This is a genomic window from Litoreibacter janthinus, from assembly GCF_900111945.1.
Classification (GTDB): domain Bacteria; phylum Pseudomonadota; class Alphaproteobacteria; order Rhodobacterales; family Rhodobacteraceae; genus Litoreibacter; species Litoreibacter janthinus.
Window position 1 is genome coordinate 2,954,883 of record NZ_FOYO01000001.1, and the last position, 15,319, is coordinate 2,970,201.

Sequence of the window (15,319 nt, forward strand, 5' to 3'; positions counted from 1 at the left end):
TTAGACCTCGATCTGTTTGGGGCGGCGGCGTTCGAACCAGAACACGATGATCAACCGCGTCACGTAAATCGCGGTGAAGACCGAAGTCAGGATCCCAAGCCCCAGCGTCACAGAGAACCCGCGCACGGGGCCGGAGCCCATGACGAACAGGATAACTGCGACAATGAACGTAGTGATGTTTGCATCGAGAATGGCCGACAGAGCCTTCTCGTAGCCCAGCTCGATCGCGCGGGCCGGACCTTTGGAGGTTTTCAGTTCTTCGCGGATACGCTCGAACACCAGCACATTGGCGTCGACGGCCATACCGATGGTCAGGACGATACCCGCGATGCCCGGAAGTGTCAGTGTCGCCCCGATCAAGGACAACAGGCCAAAAATCAGGCCGACATTGATGATAAGGGCGATGTTGGCAAACAGGCCGAACGTGCCGTAGCTGAGGACCATGAACACCAGCACACCAATAAAGGCCACGATACAGGCGATCTTACCCGCGTCGATGCTGTCTTGACCAAGCTCTGGCCCGATGGTGCGCTCTTCGAGAAAGGTCATCTCCGCTGGCAACGCGCCGGCCCGCAGCAGAACGGCAAGGTTGGTGGATTCCTCAACGGTGAAGCTGCCGGAAATCTGACCAGAGCCACCAAGGATCGCCTCGCGGATCACAGGGGCAGAGATCACCTCGTTATCCAAAACGATAGCAAACGGCGCGCCGACATTCTCACTGGTGAAAATACCGAATTTGCGTCCGCCGGTCGTGTCGAAGCGGAAGGTGACGGAAGGCTGGCCGTTCTGGTCAAACGCAGGTTGCGCATTCGCCAGATCTTCACCGGTGACTACAGGGGTCTGTTCCAGAATGTAGAATGTCCCCTGCTCTTGCGGGTCGATGGACGGCACCAGAATCTGGCGGCCCGAGACACGCTCGTTGGGGTTGGAGGTCCGCGTGATGACCGGATGGAAGGTCAGCTTGGCGGTGGTGCCGATCAGCTCCTTCAGCTCCGTGGCAGAGCCGATGCCTGGCACTTGTATAAGAATGCGGCGATCGCCCTGGCGCTGAATGGTCGGCTCGCGGGTACCCGCCTCGTCCACACGGCGGCGGATAATCTCCAGCGATTGCTGCATGGTACGGTCGTCGGTGGCGACACGCTCTGCTTCGGACAATGTCACGGTCAGAACGTCGCCTTGCCCAGACACTTCTATGTCGTTGCTTCCAGCGCCCGTCAGGCTCACCACGGGCGACGCGAGCGCCCGCACACGGGTGATCGCCTCTTGCATGCCAGCGGGGTTGGAAATCTTGACGCTCAGCGTTCCGGGCGCCGCATTCTGGCGGCGGATGGTGCCCACGGTGTCCCGCGCGTCACGCAAGGTATCCCGCACTTCGGGCCAAAACCCGTCCATACGGCTGTCATAGACATCTTCCACTTTGACCTCGGCCAGCAAATGCGCCCCGCCCCGAAGGTCGAGACCCAGATTGACCAGCCCGGATGGCAGGAACCCCGGCCAGCTCGCGGCATCTGCGGTCAGCTCTGGTGTGACCCCGGCCCCCGCATCCAGTGCGGCGACCGCATCATTGTGCTTTTCTACAGTCGGGTAAAAGCCGTTGGGCAACGCCAACGTCAACCCCACAAGCACCGTCAGCAGGATCAGGACCCGCTGCCAGGAAGACATCTGAAGCATGGTTTATTTCGCCGGTTCGGTTTTGCTGACGACCGAGGCGATGGTGGATTTGATCACGCGGACCTTAACGCCCTCAGCGATTTCCACTTCCACTTCGCCGTCTTCCTTGACCTTGGAGACTTTGCCCACGATGCCGCCTTGGGTGATCACTTGATCGCCGCGACGCACAGCTTCAACCATCGCCTGATGGTCCTTAAGCTTCTTTTGTTGCGGACGGATCAGCAGGAAATACATGATCGCGAAAATCAGGATAAGTGGGATGAATGAAGTGAAAGCGCTTCCAGCGCCTCCGGCGGCCTGTGCGTAGGCAGGTGTGACGAACATCTGCAGTCCTTTATCTATGGGCCAAGAGCGGCCTTTGTCAGTTGCGCCGCACCCTACTTTGGGGTGGCGGGGGGTGCAACGGCTTTACGGGCGGAAGTTGCGCTTCTAGATTGCTATGTAAGGCCATATTTTTCCGATTGAAGTGATCCCAGATTGAATCCTCTGAATTTTGACGATCCCGTCGCCCACATCCCGGTCCCCTCATTGACCCAAGGCGGTATCCTGGTCGCGTGGTTGATGCTCATTGGGGTGGCGCTGTTCCTCGTGCTCGCGGCACTCAAGCGGATCAAACCGAAGCCGTCGTCCAGCCGTAGAGAAAGCGTTCTGTCGTGGCTGCGCAATTACTACTGGGTTGCAATGCTGATAACGGGTGTTGGGCTTGGCATCGGCGCCACGACATTTTATCTGGCGGAAGTCGGTTATTCCGTTGCCGGCATCGTGAACGCCCTGCGCGCGGAGGCTTGGCGCGACACGCCAAACGCAGAAGACTTGCGAAATCTGGCCACGGCCACTGCCGTATTGCTGGCAGCTTTAGCGGCCGCTACGACGATGATCTTTCAACTCGTCAAAGTCTGGATCGCAGAACGGCAAACCAAAACCAGTGAGCAAAGCCACATCACCGACCAGATCAACAAAGCGGTGGAGGGTCTCGGCACGGAGAAGAACGTCAAAACGGATGATGGGGTTGAGACCACCCGCCCCAATATCGAAGTCCGCGTGGGAGCGATCTATGCCTTGGAGCGCATCGCGCAGGACAGCCCGCGCGATCATGTGCAGATCATGGAAATTCTGACCGCCTATGTCAGGGAAAACGCGCCTGCGGCATCTGCGCTCAAGTTCCAACAAGACGACTTCCCTGTTGCTACCAACCATCCCGATTTACGCTGGGTCGATACGGACGGTTGGTCGCCTGAACGAATACGCCGGTATTTAACGATATACTGGGAAACAAAAGGTCGTGCTCATCGCAAATCAGGCGGGAAAGCAGAAGATAACACCTTTGGTCAACATGCATGTCATTCTCGTCGGTGGGCTGCTGGCCTTCGCCCGAGGGCTGATATTCAGTCCGCAATGCAAGTAATAGCGCGCCGAAGCGCGAAGCAAATCCAAGCTGAACGCAGTGACCCGCGATATTCGCGAATGGGATATCAGATCGACCTTCGAGATTGCAATCTACAAGGTATCAAACTCACAGAACCGGCCTTTGAAGGGGCGAATTTCGCGGGATCATATCTCGATGGCGCTCACCTTCAGGAAGCGAACTTGAATCACGCAAATCTAGAATACTCACATTTTCGATCAGCCGATCTTCGATTCTCGGAGCTGAACTTCGCCAACTTTGAATCGGCAGACTTAGAAGTTGCTGACTTGGAAGGTGTCATCATGAAAGCTGTGGATCTCAAAAATGCAAATCTTGGAGGCACAGATCTTACGGGTGCAACGCTGGACGGGTCAGATTTAGACTGGACAGATATCACTAGCTCCGATCTTAGTCACACGTCGCTAGTCATGTGTGTTTTCAAACGCATAAGGATGTATCAGCCAGCCCGTTTCACCGATGCAAATTTGGCAGGAGGTGCATTTTTTAGTTGCGATCTTAGTTCCGCTTCACTGACGGAAAAACAACTGCAGAGCACATATGGTGCATTCGATACGAAACTAGGTAGAGACTCCGAGAAAAGCAGTCAGACTGGAATCGAAACCTCACTAGCATTCCCCAAGCATTGGCTTTCGTTCCCGCTAAGGGACTACAACTATTTCTTCGAACAATGGCGTCTTTGGCTTGATCATCCCGACACTTACATCCCTCACGAGAACGAGTCATAAGGCTCCTGCGATTCAGAACTAATAAGGACGACCCAGAGATGCATGACATCCGCATGATCCGCGAGACCCCAGAGGTCTTTGACGCAGCTATGAAGCAGCGGAAATCGGATGTGTCCTCTGCAGACGTTCTGGCTATAGATGCTGCCCGCCGCGCCAAGATCAGCGCCGCAGAGGAGGCCAAGGCCGCGCAGAATGCCGCGTCGAAAGAGGTCGGTGCCGCCAAGGCCAAAGGCGACGACGCCGAGTTTGAGCGCCTGCGCGCACTGGTCGGCGAAAAGAAAGCCGAAGTGGCCCGCCTGAATGACGAGGCCAAGGCCGAGGACGACAAACTGACCGACTTGCTGATGGGCCTGCCCAACATCCCGATGGCCGATGTGCCGGACGGCGACAGCGAGGACGACAATGTCGAGATCAACCGCTGGGGCACGCCGCGCCGCTTCCCGTTCAAACCGAAGGAGCATTTCGATCTGCCCGGCGTGATCCCCGGAATGGATTTCGAGACGGCTGCGAAACTGTCCGGCTCGCGCTTCGTGCTGCTCAAAGGTGCTGTGGCCCGTATCCACCGCGCGCTCGCCCAGTTCATGCTCGACACCCATGTAGAAAACGGCCTGACCGAGACATGGACCCCCGTTCTAGTGAACGAAGCGATGATGTACGGCACCGGCCAGCTACCAAAATTTGGCGAAGACAGCTACCAGACCACCAACGGCCAATGGCTAATCCCCACGTCCGAGGTGACGCTGACCAACATCGTCAACGGCGAAACAGTGGAAGAAGCCAAGCTGCCGATGCGCATGTGCGCCCATTCGCAATGCTTCCGCTCCGAGGCAGGCAGCGCAGGGCGCGATACGTCGGGCATGTTGCGCCAGCACCAGTTCGAAAAGGTCGAGATGGTGTCGATCACCAAGCCCGAAGACAGCCGCGCAGAGCTGGACCGCATGACCGCCGCCGCCGAGAGCATCCTCGAGACGCTTCTTTTGCCATTCCGCACTGTTGTTCTTTGCACGGGCGACATGGGGTTCGGCGCTGAGCGTACGCATGACATCGAAGTCTGGCTTCCCGGCCAGCAGATGTACCGCGAGATCAGCTCGGTCTCCGTGATGGGGGCGTTTCAGGCGCGTCGCATGAATGCGCGGTTCAAACCCGCAGATGGCGGCAAGCCGGAGTATGTCCACACGCTGAACGGTTCCGGCCTTGCAGTCGGGCGCTGCCTGATTGCCGTTCTGGAGAATGGGCAGCAAGCGGATGGCTCGGTCGAACTGCCGGTCGCATTGCACCCATATCTGGGCGGCAAGACAACGCTCGATCCCTTCGGCACGCTTATTTAAGCGCCCATGCGGCGCGCCTATTATTTAAGCCACCCTCAGGTTCACATCGAGCCTGAGGTGGAGATAGATCAATGGGGGCTGTCAGATGTGGGCCGCGCCCGTGTGGCCACGCTCATTGCACGCGACTTGCCCGATCTAAGCGCGGTCTATTCCTCACTTGAGGTCAAGGCGTTAGAAACAGCCCGCCCGCTCGCCGACGCAAGTTGCTGCCCTCTGCAACCCCGCGCAGATATGGGCGAGAACGATCGCTCTGCCACTGGCTTTCTGCCGCCGTCAGAATTCGAAACCACCGCTGACCGTTTTTTCGCGGAACCCGACCGCAACGTGCGGGGTTGGGAGACAGCCAGAGCAGCGCAGAAACGGATTACCGCTAGTGTACAGACCGCATTGCTGGAAACATCCGGTGACGTGCTATTTGTAGGACATGGCGGGGTCGGCACCCTGCTTTATTGCGCGCTGCGCGGAGTAGAAATTGACCGCCGATACGATCAAGGCCCCGGTGGCGGTGGGCAGGTGTTTGACTGGATCGTCGGACATCCGCCGGAGACGGGCTGGAAACCAATGGAGACATTATGAAAGCTTGGGCCACATTGATCGCGAGTTTGGCGTTTATAATCGCGCCGTTCATCACCGAAGGTTTCGCAGGTTTCAGGCCGGATCAATTTCCGATCGCCCAAGACAATGCGCCGGTTCAACCGTCAGGCTACGCGTTCGCCATCTGGTCGGTCATCTACCTATGGCTCTTGGTCTCTGCGGGGCTTGGTCTTTGGAAACACCGCGACGACCCAGAGTGGGACGACGCCCGCCTGCCCCTTATCCTGTCTCTCGCGATTGGCGCTTTCTGGATCAAGGTTGCAACCCTGTCCGTCATTTGGGCAACCGTGCTGATCTGGGCGATGTTAGTCACCGCCATCTGGGCACTGATCGCAGGACGCGGCATCAAGCCAGCTTGGGAGTTTTCCTTGCCAGTCGGCCTGTATGCGGGCTGGCTGACAGCCGCGTCATGCGTCTCTATCGGTCTTTTGGGCGCAGGGTATGGCGTCGGCGGCGGAGCGGCCATGTGGGCGTTGCTCATGGTTGCCGTCGCGATGCTGCTGGGCGTGTTGGTCCAGAGAAAAGCCTTTGGCGTCTGGACCTATGGGCTGGCCTTGGCGTGGGCCCTTGTCGGCATCATCGTGCGCAACGGCACCGAGACCCTATCTGTCACCCTGTTTGCATTGGCCGGAGTTGTGGCAATTTCGGGACTGGCTTTGCGTCAGTTGCGTTGAACCCGCTGACCCCGCTTTACCCACAGCCCCCTTTTCCCTAAAGCTAGGCCAAAAAGGGCGGTCCAAACCATGCGCATCCTGATAACCAATGACGACGGCATCAACGCACCGGGCCTAGAAGTCATCCACGCCATCGCGACCGAGGTTGCGGGGCCAAGTGGTGAAGTCTGGACCGTCGCCCCTGCCTTCGAGAAATCAGGCGTCGCCCACTGCATCAACTACGCGCATCCCACCATGATTGTGGAGCTGGGAGAACGCCGCTTTGCAGCAGAAGGTGCCCCAGCCGATTGCGTGCTGGCAGGCGTGCATGAGGTCATGGGACTAGCCAAGCCCGACCTGATCCTGTCGGGCGTGAACAAGGGCAACAACTCCGCCGAGAATACCGTCTATTCTGGAACCATCGGTGCGGCCATGGAAGGCGCGCTGCAGGGGGTGAGGTCGATCGCCATGTCGCAGTATTTCGGGCCGGCCAATGCAAAACTGAAAAACCAGTTTGAAGCATCCGCCCAACACGGTGCGTCACTTGTCAAAAACCTGCTTAAGAACGGCATTTGGGGCGGCGATGGCTACCAAACCTTCTACAATGTCAACTTTCCGCCCGTTTCGGGCGCTGATGTCAAAGGCACCCGCGTCGTGCGGCAAGGGCTACGTCCAACTGGTGGAATGGGCGTTCAAAGCCACATGCCCCCGAACGGGCGCAGGTATCTGTGGATCAAGGGAAACCCGCAAAACACTTGTTCGGGCGAAAACACCGATGCCACCGTCAATATCGATGGCTGGATTTCAGTCACACCGATGCGTTGCGATCTGACGGCCCATGATCTGCTTGACGATTTGGAGAGCCGCTTGGCATGAGTGACGAGACGACCTCTGACGCGGAACGCAAAATGCAGTTTCTCTACGGGCTGCGCTCCAAGGGCGTCATGGACCCGCGTGTCCTGACGGCTATGGAAAAGGTGGACCGCGGCGCGTTCATCACCGGCACCTTCGCTGATCGTGCCTATGAGGACATGCCGCTGCCAATCGCGTGTGGGCAAACGATCTCTCAACCCTCTGTGGTGGGGCTCATGACACAGGCTTTGGATGTGCAGCCGCGCAACAAGGTTTTGGAGGTCGGCACCGGCTCAGGCTATCAAGCCGCCGTTCTCAGCCACCTTGCCCGGCGCGTCTACAGCGTGGACCGCCATGCGCGCCTGACACGCCCTGTGCGCAAGCTGTTTCAGGACTTGGATATTCACAACGTCACCATCGTGACTGGCGACGGAAGCTACGGTTTGCCCGAGCAAGCGCCTTTTGATCGCATCCTTGTGACTGCCGCCGCGGAAGATCCTCCCGGGCCCCTCTTGGCGCAACTGCGCGAGGGCGGTATCATGGTTGTGCCGGTGGGGCAGTCCGACGCGGTGCAAAGCCTGATCAAGGTGACAAAGACCCCGCAAGGGTTTGACTACGAAGAACTAATGCCGGTTCGCTTCGTCCCTCTGCTAGAGGGTTTGGGGCAGGACTAAACCAAAAGGCCCAGACATAAGGGCCATGGATTGAGGAAGAAGAATATGCGGAACAGGCGTTTCAGCAAGTTATTGCCTATTGTGGCACTTGGATTCGGGCTGTCGGCCTGCGACGGGCAGATCGGGCAAAGCATTGCCAATCTGGATCTCGATTTGCGCGGCACCGCCGGCGGGTTGGACACCTCCAGTGCAGCACGTCAGGCCACCGGCACGCGCCCCAGCCCTGATACAAGGGGCGTGATTTCCTACCCGAATTACCAAGTCGCAGTTGCCGAACGCGGCGACACCGTAAGCTCCGTCGCCAGCCGTATCGGCGTCAACGCGCAGGAATTGGCCAGCTATAACGGGCTGCGCCCCGACGACAAGCTCAACAAGGGTGAGGTCTTGGCCTTGCGTGGCACAGTTTCGACTACGACACCAACAACCGGTACCGAAACCCGACCGCTTGATATCACCCAGATCGCGACCACAGCCATTGGCCGTGCGCCGCAATCCCAGATCAATCAGGCGAGCGCGTCCAAACGCATCGATGGTCCAGAGCCGATCCGCCATCAGGTCGGTCGCGGGGAAACCGCCTACTCTATCGCGCGGCTTTACAACGTATCTGCCCGCTCGCTGGCCGAATGGAACGGGCTTGGGCCTGACCTAGAAGTACGCGAAGGGCAGTACCTGTTGATCCCGGTGGCAAAAGACGGCTCGCCGACGGTCAAGTCACCCGTGCAAGAAACTGCGGTTGTCGCCCCTGGCGCGGGATCGCCGACCCCGCAGCCCCCGTCAGCGACCAAACCGCTTCCGGCTGAAAAGATCGCCCCGAAGGTGACGCCCGCTGCCGCACCTGCCGCGACGCCTGCGGCACCTCAAGCCGCAGCAAGCAAAACCGCCAAGCTTCTGACCCCTGTGTCCGGCAGCGTTCTGCGCCCGTACAAAAAGCGCTCTAACGAAGGCATCGATATTGCGGCAAGCACCGGCACAGCCGTGAAGGCCGCCGCAGATGGTGAAGTCGCAGCCATCACGCGCGACACCGATCAGGTCCCAATCCTCGTGCTGCGCCACTCTGGAAACCTGCTGACAGTTTATGCCAACATCTCTGATATTACAGTGAAAAAAGGCGACAAAGTCTCGCGGGGCAAGACCATTGCGAAGGTCGGAAAAGGCTCACCCAGCTTCTTGCATTTCGAGGTGCGCGAAGGGTTCGAAAGCGTCGATCCCGCCCCCTTCTTGAAGTAAAAGACAGCGCGCAAGGCGGGGAATGTGGCACACATATTCCTCGCCTTTGTCGAAATTCCTCCGCAAAATATCCGCATTTGAAGGCCACTGTTTCCCGAATGCAAACAGTGATCGGGGCCTTCCATGGCCATTTATTATGGATATTCGAATGCCATCTTTGGCACGCAGAGCACGGTAAACGGCTCGGCGCAGGATTATGCCTATGGCCCCCCCACTGGCGGGACATGGACATGGACCGGTACGACCACCAGCTTCCACGTCCGCGAGAACGACGGCGCCACGCTCTACAACGGCGACAGCACCAATGAGCAGGTCAGCACCAACGAGCAACTAGGCGGCACTTGGGAACAGGTCACCCTTATCGGAGGCACCTATTACCAAACAATCTGGGACTACACGTTTGAGGTCACCGGCCCCGGACCCGACTTCACCGTCTACCGCATCGGCGTCATTGACGTGGACCTCAACAATGACGACGATTTGAACGACGTTGTCGGTGGCGCTTCCGAGGATGGCTATTACCTCGTCTTTCCCGACGGTGTTCCACCAGCAGGTGTGAACTATACCATTGGCGGGATTGTCGAAAACGACGCCTCTACGCCACATACTGGCCTTGGCGCGCAGGTCGTCTGTTTTGCGGCTGGGACGCTGATCGAGACCAAAAACGGCCTGGTAGAGGTGCAGTATTTGCAACCCGGCGACATGGTGATGACACGTGACGCGGGCCTGCAAGAACTGACTTGGACGGGTGGACGCCGTGTGGAGGCTACAGGCGATCTGGCCCCTATCGTGATTACCAAAGGCGCGCTCGGCAACACCCGCGATCTGGTTGTCTCCCCGCAGCACCGCATGTTGATCGAAGGCTGGCAGGCAGAGCTGCTGTTTGGTGAGGCGGAAGTCTTTGTGAAGGCCAAAGACATCGTGAATGACGACACCATCTACATCCGCGAAGGCGGCAAGGTGAACTACCATCACATCCTGTTTGACGATCACCAAGTGGTGTTTGCGGAAGGGGCTGCCTCGGAAAGTTTCCACCCCGGCCCGCAGGCCCTTGGTGCCTTGGATCAAGGCCCGCGCGACGAGCTGTTGCGACTTTTCCCTGATCTGCAGTGTTTCGGAGCACCGGCTATAAACTCCGCCCGAATGAGTCTTAAAGGTTTCGAAGCTGCGTGCCTGTTAAACTAGGATCGGCAGCGCCGAAGCCCGAAGTCGCCCCTAGTCCCGTGGCCTGCCCGCCTTAGAGATCGCACCGGTGTCGTCCACGATCTGCCCGTCCTCCAGCGTCACAATCCGGTCCGCCTGATCCAGAATGCGGTTGTCGTGGGTGACCATTACCGTTGTCGTGCCCCGCTCGCGGCCCAACCGTTTGAGCATGTCGACAACAGTCGCACCACTTTCGCGGTCAAGCGCTGCGGTAGGCTCGTCGGCGAAGACAATGTCGGGGTTGCCCACCAAAGCGCGCGCCACGGCAACACGTTGCTTCTGCCCCCCTGAAAGGTTCGCAGGCAAGTAGTCCAAACGATCACCCAGCCCAAGAAGCGTCAAAACATGGCTCGCCGCAGCGCTCGCCTGTGCAGGATCGACATTCCCATGCACATCCAGCCCCATAACCACGTTTTGTCGCGCCGTTAGGCTGTTGTGCAAGTTGTGCGCCTGAAATATGAAACCCAACCGCCGCCTGAGTGACGTCAGAAGCGCGCTGTTTGCACCATGCAGCTCATGCCCAAGCAAGCTGACAGAGCCATCCTGCACATCGCGCAGACAACCCAAAAGCGTCAGCACGGTTGTCTTGCCGGACCCGGACGGGCCAACAAGAACAGTCAGGCTCCCGCGCGCCACCTCGAGGTTGACGTCAAAGAGCACCTGTTTCTTGGCCTCGCCTTCGCCGAACCAGTGGTTCAGACCGTTCGCAGATACGGGGGATTGATGATCCATCAGCGCCTCAGAACAAATCAGCGGGGTCAGCCGCCGCAAGCCGACGCGTCGCAATGGCACCCGACAGGGCGCAGAACACCACCGTTCCAACAAATACAGCACCCGCCATTCCGACTGTCATCTGCAACGGCAAAGTTGTTGCGGCGGCCATGCCCGTCAGGATGGCTGTCCCGACTATGACTCCCGGCACGAAACCGAAGATCCCCAGAATAAGCGCCTCCTCCAGCACAATGCCAAGAAAGAACGTGTGGCCGTAGCCCATCGCCTTGAAGGTCGCATATTCGCGCATGTGGTCGGCCACATCCGTGGACAAAACCTGATAAACGATGACGATCCCCACCAGTATGCCGATGATCACACCAAAGCCAAAGATGATGCCCGTAGGCCGTTGTGTCTGTTGGTAAGAAAGCTCTTCTTGCGCGGCGGCGTCAAAGCTGCGCACCCGCAGGGACTTATCCGAAATTAGGTCGCGCAATCGCTCTGCCACCACATCCGGATCGGCGCCCAGAGTGACTTTCAGCAAAATGTGGTCTGGCGCGGAGGAGCTTCTTGCACCGAACAGGCTCAAAAAGGTTTGGTCCGACACAATCATGTAGCCGTCACCGCCAAACCCGCCGCCGCCAGAAAACGTATCATATAGCGTCAATGTTGCCCCTGAAACTTCGAAGGATGTCGGCGTCTGCGGGCGGATCGACGCCGCAACCGCGCTAGGGAGCCCACGCGAGAGACGGTCAATCAACCCGGCTCCGTTGAGTTGCAGCACCTCGGTTTTCGCGGCCAGTTCTGGTGCCAAAAACTTGCTTTGCGCAGGATCCAGCCCGTAGGTCGTCAACCCCAGCGACGCGTTGGTCCTCAGCCAAGTGACATTGCCGATAAACAACCCCGTTCCTACCTCGACCTCAGGATCGGCCAGCGCCTGCAAAAGCCATTGCCGCGCAACGTTCCCCCCTTCTGTCATGGAGTTCGCATCATCGGCGGAGATCATGATATCGGCGCGGAAAAAGTCGTAGGGTTTTAGCGTTGCCGTCGCCATCGAATTCATGATGCCAAGCTGCACAAACACCAGCACATTCGCAAATGCCACGCCTGCAAGGGCCGCCGCAAAGCGCGGACGGCTATGGGTCAGCTGCAACCACCCGATTGGTAGCCGCCCCAGCAAGGCTTGTAGCAAACCTGTCATTGTTGCGGCGTCGCGTGGGTGTCGATGCGGGCAATCACTTCGAGATTGGTAAAGCGCGATGCGATCTCAGATGATGCGGCGTCCAACTCCACCATTACACGGATCACGCGTGCGTCGGTGTTGGCGGCCGTGTCATCCGAGACCAACCCCTGCCGCCCTACCGTCAGACCGATATATTTTACCATGCCCTGAAAGGTCCGGCCAAGCGCCGTCGAGACAAGCTCAACGGGCTGCCCGGGCTGGACCTGAACGATCCTGTCCTGATAAACCTCGACCTCTGCCATCATATGGGCGGTGTCCCCCATCTCCATGATACCTTCTGCCGGAGGTCGCTCGCCGGGCGTTGCGTGGATGTTGAGGACGGTGCCAGTGATCGGGGCCAGCACGTCAGCCCGTGCAAGATCACGCTGCGCGCGGGTCAGATCAGCTTTCACTGCGTCCAGATTCCGCTCCGCCACGATCACGTCGGGCTGGTCCGCCACCGCAACGCTGGCGTAGCGCGACAGCGTGGCTTCCGCCTTGGTCACAGCCAATGCCGCCTGTTGTTCTGCAGCTGTTACGGCGTCCAAGGTGGCACTCGTGGTGACACCGCGCTGGAACAACGCGCGGGTGCGCTCCAGCTCTGCCTTGGCCTCGACAGCGGCGCTGCGCGCTTGATCCAGCGCCGCCTGCGCTTCATCGCGGCTGTTTTGCACCGCCACGCGGGTTTGCATCAGCGTCGCTTCACGGATTGCAACGTTGGCCTCGGCCTGCAGCACCGCGCTTTGCAGAACGTCGTGATTGTCCAAGCGCGCAACCGGTGTGCCCTTTTCCAGACGGTCGCCTTCGGCCACCAAAATTTCCGCAACCCGCGCATCTCCTGCGCCGTAAGGCGCGGCAACAATCGACACGTCACCCTGTGGCAGCAACCGAGCAAGGCCAACCACATCGGTCACTCGCATGGTCTCGACCATGTCTTGCGGGATTTCGATATCCGGCGGCAGCGCGATCGGAGATGCGGACCCAGCTCCGGGTTGCAGACCTGTGATTTCATAGAATTTCTGCAACCCGGGCGGCTGGAAATACAACCCGATTACGCCTCCCGAGAACAGCAGGACGGGGATAAACAACAGCAACAGATATCGCTTGCGAAACCGTGCCCGAGGGGCGGCTGCGACCGCGCCGTCAGTGCCGTCACCATGACGGACAATCTCGATGGGTAGATCTTGGTCGGACTGGTCGGTCATACATGCTCCGAAGATGTTTTTTGTCGCGATGAAAGGCTCTTAACCCTTTGACCATGACGAACGACATGATCTATCGCAATGCGGCAGATCAATCTGCACCGTCACCGGGTTTCGCTACGCCTCGGGTGCTTTGCGAAACAAAGATTGCGCGGTGTAGACCAAGATCGCGGCGCCAACGGCCCCCGTGGCCCCGATCCCCAACAGCACAATCACGTCAACCGGCCCGCCAATGTCGCGCAGGCTGGAATGCGTCATGGCTTGCACAAACACCACTGCAAGCACCGCGCCGAACGGCATCGACAGCTGCGCCCACAGAAATTTGCGCATCGACATCGCTCTGTCGCGGATCAGCACATAGAGATAGGCCAGCGTCACACCCGCCGCCGCGACGACCATAGCCCAAAATAGGCCGCGCCCGAAGATTTCTTCGAACACCGCGATCATTGTCTCAAAAGTGAGTTGTTCCATGTCTTGTCCCCTTAGGCTTTGCCGCGCAGCATTGCGTTATAGGTAGCTTTCAACGCCACCTCCTTCATCAACCAGCTGATCCACAGCTCTTCCAGTGGGGCGATCACCCCCGGAAAAGACGGCGTTAGATTGTTGTGGTAGTCGAACTCGACCAGCATCGCCCGCCCCACTCGTGTGATCAGCGGACAAGAGGTGTAGCCGTCATAAATTGCGGCCCCCTCGCGCCCTTCGATAGCGGCAATCAAGTGATCTTCGACCACAGGCACCTGCCATTTGACCGACGCGGCGGTTTTGCCCTTTGGCACACCCGCCACATCACCCAACGCGAAAATGTCAGGATAGCGAAGATGGCGGAGGCTTTTCATGTCGACTTCGACCCAGCCCTGATCGGTCCATTTATCAGCCCAGCTCAGGCCCGACTGGCGGATCACATCCGGCGCCCGTTGCGGCGGGATGACGTGGAGGTAGTCATATTCCATCTCCGCATCGCCATCAGGCGTCGCGAAGGTGGCGCGCTTGCTTCCTGCATCAACCGCCTTCAAAACATGGCTGTAATGCGGGGCAATTCCGCGATCCTCAAACAGCATTCGCACCTTTTCGGACACAATAGGCACGCCAAAAAGCGATCCGTCATGAGAGGCATAATGCATCTCGTGCTTGCCCGCGCCCGCTGTGCGTGTCGCGATGTCTTCGATCAGGAAGGTGTGCTTCAGAGGTGCGCCTGCACATTTCATCTCGGTGCCCGGGCGGGTGAACACCCCGACCCCACCGTCTTCGGCGAATTTCGACGCCGCTTTCCAGGTTTTCGCGGCATATTGCGGCCCCGCATACAGCGCCCCGATGCCGTTGGTCCCGACCATATCAAGCGAGAACCCCTCGATTGCGTCATGGTCCAGCACAAGACCGGGCGCGACGATCAGGAAGTCGTACGGCACAGTTGTGCCGCCGGTCGTGTCAACGGTCTTGGCAATCGGGTCGATGGCGGCGGCGGCCTCTGCAATATGCGTGATCCCTTTGGGCAGCCATTGGGTGGTTTTCGACTGCGTGTAGGACGCGAGCTTGAGCCCTGCGGCCACCAGCGACAAACCGGGCTGGTACAGATGCACCGCACTGGGGTCGAGGATGGTGATGTCCGCGCCGTCTAGCCGGTCCATCAAGCGGTTGACCAGCGACGTCCCCGCAGCACCTGCGCCGATCATCACAATGCGGGCCTTGGTCTGGAGCTTGGCGGCTTTGGCGGGCTGCACGGCGGCAGCTGCGACCAAGCCACCGGTAACAAGCCCGAAAAAGGCACGTCGTGACGTCTGGATGGCATGAATATCAGTCATTTTTGCTTCTTTCCTCAGAATGTGGCGAGCCC

General features: G+C 58.9%; 15 protein-coding genes. 8 read left to right on the plus strand and 7 right to left on the minus strand.

Features of this window, described 5'->3' with window-relative positions; translation table 11 throughout:
• Both secD and yajC read right to left on the minus strand, forming a co-directional pair.
• Positions 1 to 1,671 carry a protein translocase subunit SecD gene (secD, locus tag BM352_RS14770; protein ID WP_090218295.1) on the minus strand — a complete coding sequence of 557 codons (1,671 nt, stop codon included), beginning with the start codon at positions 1,669 to 1,671 and terminating at the stop codon, positions 1 to 3.
• Between the two features lie 3 nt (positions 1,672 to 1,674).
• Entirely contained in the window at positions 1,675 to 1,995 is a 321-nt protein-coding gene (yajC, locus tag BM352_RS14775) for a preprotein translocase subunit YajC (protein WP_090218297.1), read from the minus strand.
• A 204-nt stretch (positions 1,996 to 2,199) separates the two neighbouring features.
• Here yajC and BM352_RS14780 point away from each other — a divergent pair, with 204 nt between their 5' ends.
• The 8 genes from BM352_RS14780 (at position 2,200) to BM352_RS14815 (ending at position 10,335) form a co-directional block, all read left to right on the plus strand.
• The gene (locus BM352_RS14780) at positions 2,200 to 3,822 is read left to right on the plus strand and encodes a pentapeptide repeat-containing protein (protein WP_139229844.1); all 1,623 of its coding nucleotides are present in this window, start codon (positions 2,200 to 2,202) and stop codon (positions 3,820 to 3,822) included.
• A gap of 38 nt (positions 3,823 to 3,860) precedes the next feature.
• Positions 3,861 to 5,150 (plus strand): serine--tRNA ligase, encoded by a 1,290-nt coding sequence (serS, locus tag BM352_RS14785; protein WP_090218305.1) that lies wholly within the window; start codon positions 3,861 to 3,863, stop codon positions 5,148 to 5,150.
• 6 nt (positions 5,151 to 5,156) lie between these two features.
• Positions 5,157 to 5,726 carry a histidine phosphatase family protein gene (locus BM352_RS14790; protein WP_090218307.1) on the plus strand — a complete coding sequence of 190 codons (570 nt, stop codon included), beginning with the start codon at positions 5,157 to 5,159 and terminating at the stop codon, positions 5,724 to 5,726.
• Positions 5,723 to 6,418: a hypothetical protein gene (locus BM352_RS14795; protein ID WP_090218310.1), complete on the plus strand. Its 696-nt coding sequence runs from the start codon at positions 5,723 to 5,725 to the stop codon at positions 6,416 to 6,418. Before BM352_RS14790 ends, BM352_RS14795 begins: the two co-directional genes overlap by 4 nt.
• Positions 6,419 to 6,487: 69 nt before the next feature.
• Entirely contained in the window at positions 6,488 to 7,273 is a 786-nt protein-coding gene (gene surE, locus BM352_RS14800) for a 5'/3'-nucleotidase SurE (RefSeq protein ID WP_090218313.1), read from the plus strand.
• The gene (locus BM352_RS14805) at positions 7,270 to 7,923 is read left to right on the plus strand and encodes a protein-L-isoaspartate(D-aspartate) O-methyltransferase (RefSeq protein ID WP_090218315.1); all 654 of its coding nucleotides are present in this window, start codon (positions 7,270 to 7,272) and stop codon (positions 7,921 to 7,923) included. Before surE ends, BM352_RS14805 begins: the two co-directional genes overlap by 4 nt.
• A 45-nt stretch (positions 7,924 to 7,968) precedes the next feature.
• Positions 7,969 to 9,150 (plus strand): M23 family metallopeptidase, encoded by a 1,182-nt coding sequence (locus BM352_RS14810; RefSeq protein ID WP_090218317.1) that lies wholly within the window; start codon positions 7,969 to 7,971, stop codon positions 9,148 to 9,150.
• A gap of 123 nt (positions 9,151 to 9,273) precedes the next feature.
• Complete coding sequence (locus BM352_RS14815; RefSeq protein WP_090218319.1) at positions 9,274 to 10,335, plus strand: Hint domain-containing protein; 1,062 nt, start codon at positions 9,274 to 9,276, stop codon at positions 10,333 to 10,335.
• Positions 10,336 to 10,365: 30 nt separating this feature from the next.
• Here the strand turns inward: BM352_RS14815 and BM352_RS14820 are convergent, their stop codons facing one another.
• The 5 genes from BM352_RS14820 to BM352_RS14840 all read right to left on the minus strand — a co-directional run bounded on the left by BM352_RS14820 (position 10,366) and on the right by BM352_RS14840 (position 15,287).
• Complete coding sequence (locus BM352_RS14820) at positions 10,366 to 11,145, minus strand: ATP-binding cassette domain-containing protein (RefSeq protein ID WP_245781001.1); 780 nt, start codon at positions 11,143 to 11,145, stop codon at positions 10,366 to 10,368.
• On the minus strand, positions 11,093 to 12,265 hold the full coding sequence (locus tag BM352_RS14825) for an FtsX-like permease family protein (RefSeq protein WP_090218324.1): 1,173 nt from the start codon (positions 12,263 to 12,265) through the stop codon (positions 11,093 to 11,095). Before BM352_RS14825 ends, BM352_RS14820 begins: the two co-directional genes overlap by 53 nt.
• Complete coding sequence (locus tag BM352_RS14830) at positions 12,262 to 13,491, minus strand: HlyD family efflux transporter periplasmic adaptor subunit (RefSeq protein ID WP_090218327.1); 1,230 nt, start codon at positions 13,489 to 13,491, stop codon at positions 12,262 to 12,264. Before BM352_RS14830 ends, BM352_RS14825 begins: the two co-directional genes overlap by 4 nt.
• A gap of 114 nt (positions 13,492 to 13,605) precedes the next feature.
• Positions 13,606 to 13,959, minus strand: a complete 354-nt coding sequence (locus BM352_RS14835; RefSeq protein WP_090218329.1) for a DUF5368 domain-containing protein — start codon at positions 13,957 to 13,959, stop codon at positions 13,606 to 13,608.
• Positions 13,960 to 13,970: 11 nt separating this feature from the next.
• Positions 13,971 to 15,287 (minus strand): FAD-dependent oxidoreductase, encoded by a 1,317-nt coding sequence (locus BM352_RS14840; protein ID WP_090218332.1) that lies wholly within the window; start codon positions 15,285 to 15,287, stop codon positions 13,971 to 13,973.
• Positions 15,288 to 15,319 lie beyond the last annotated feature (32 nt).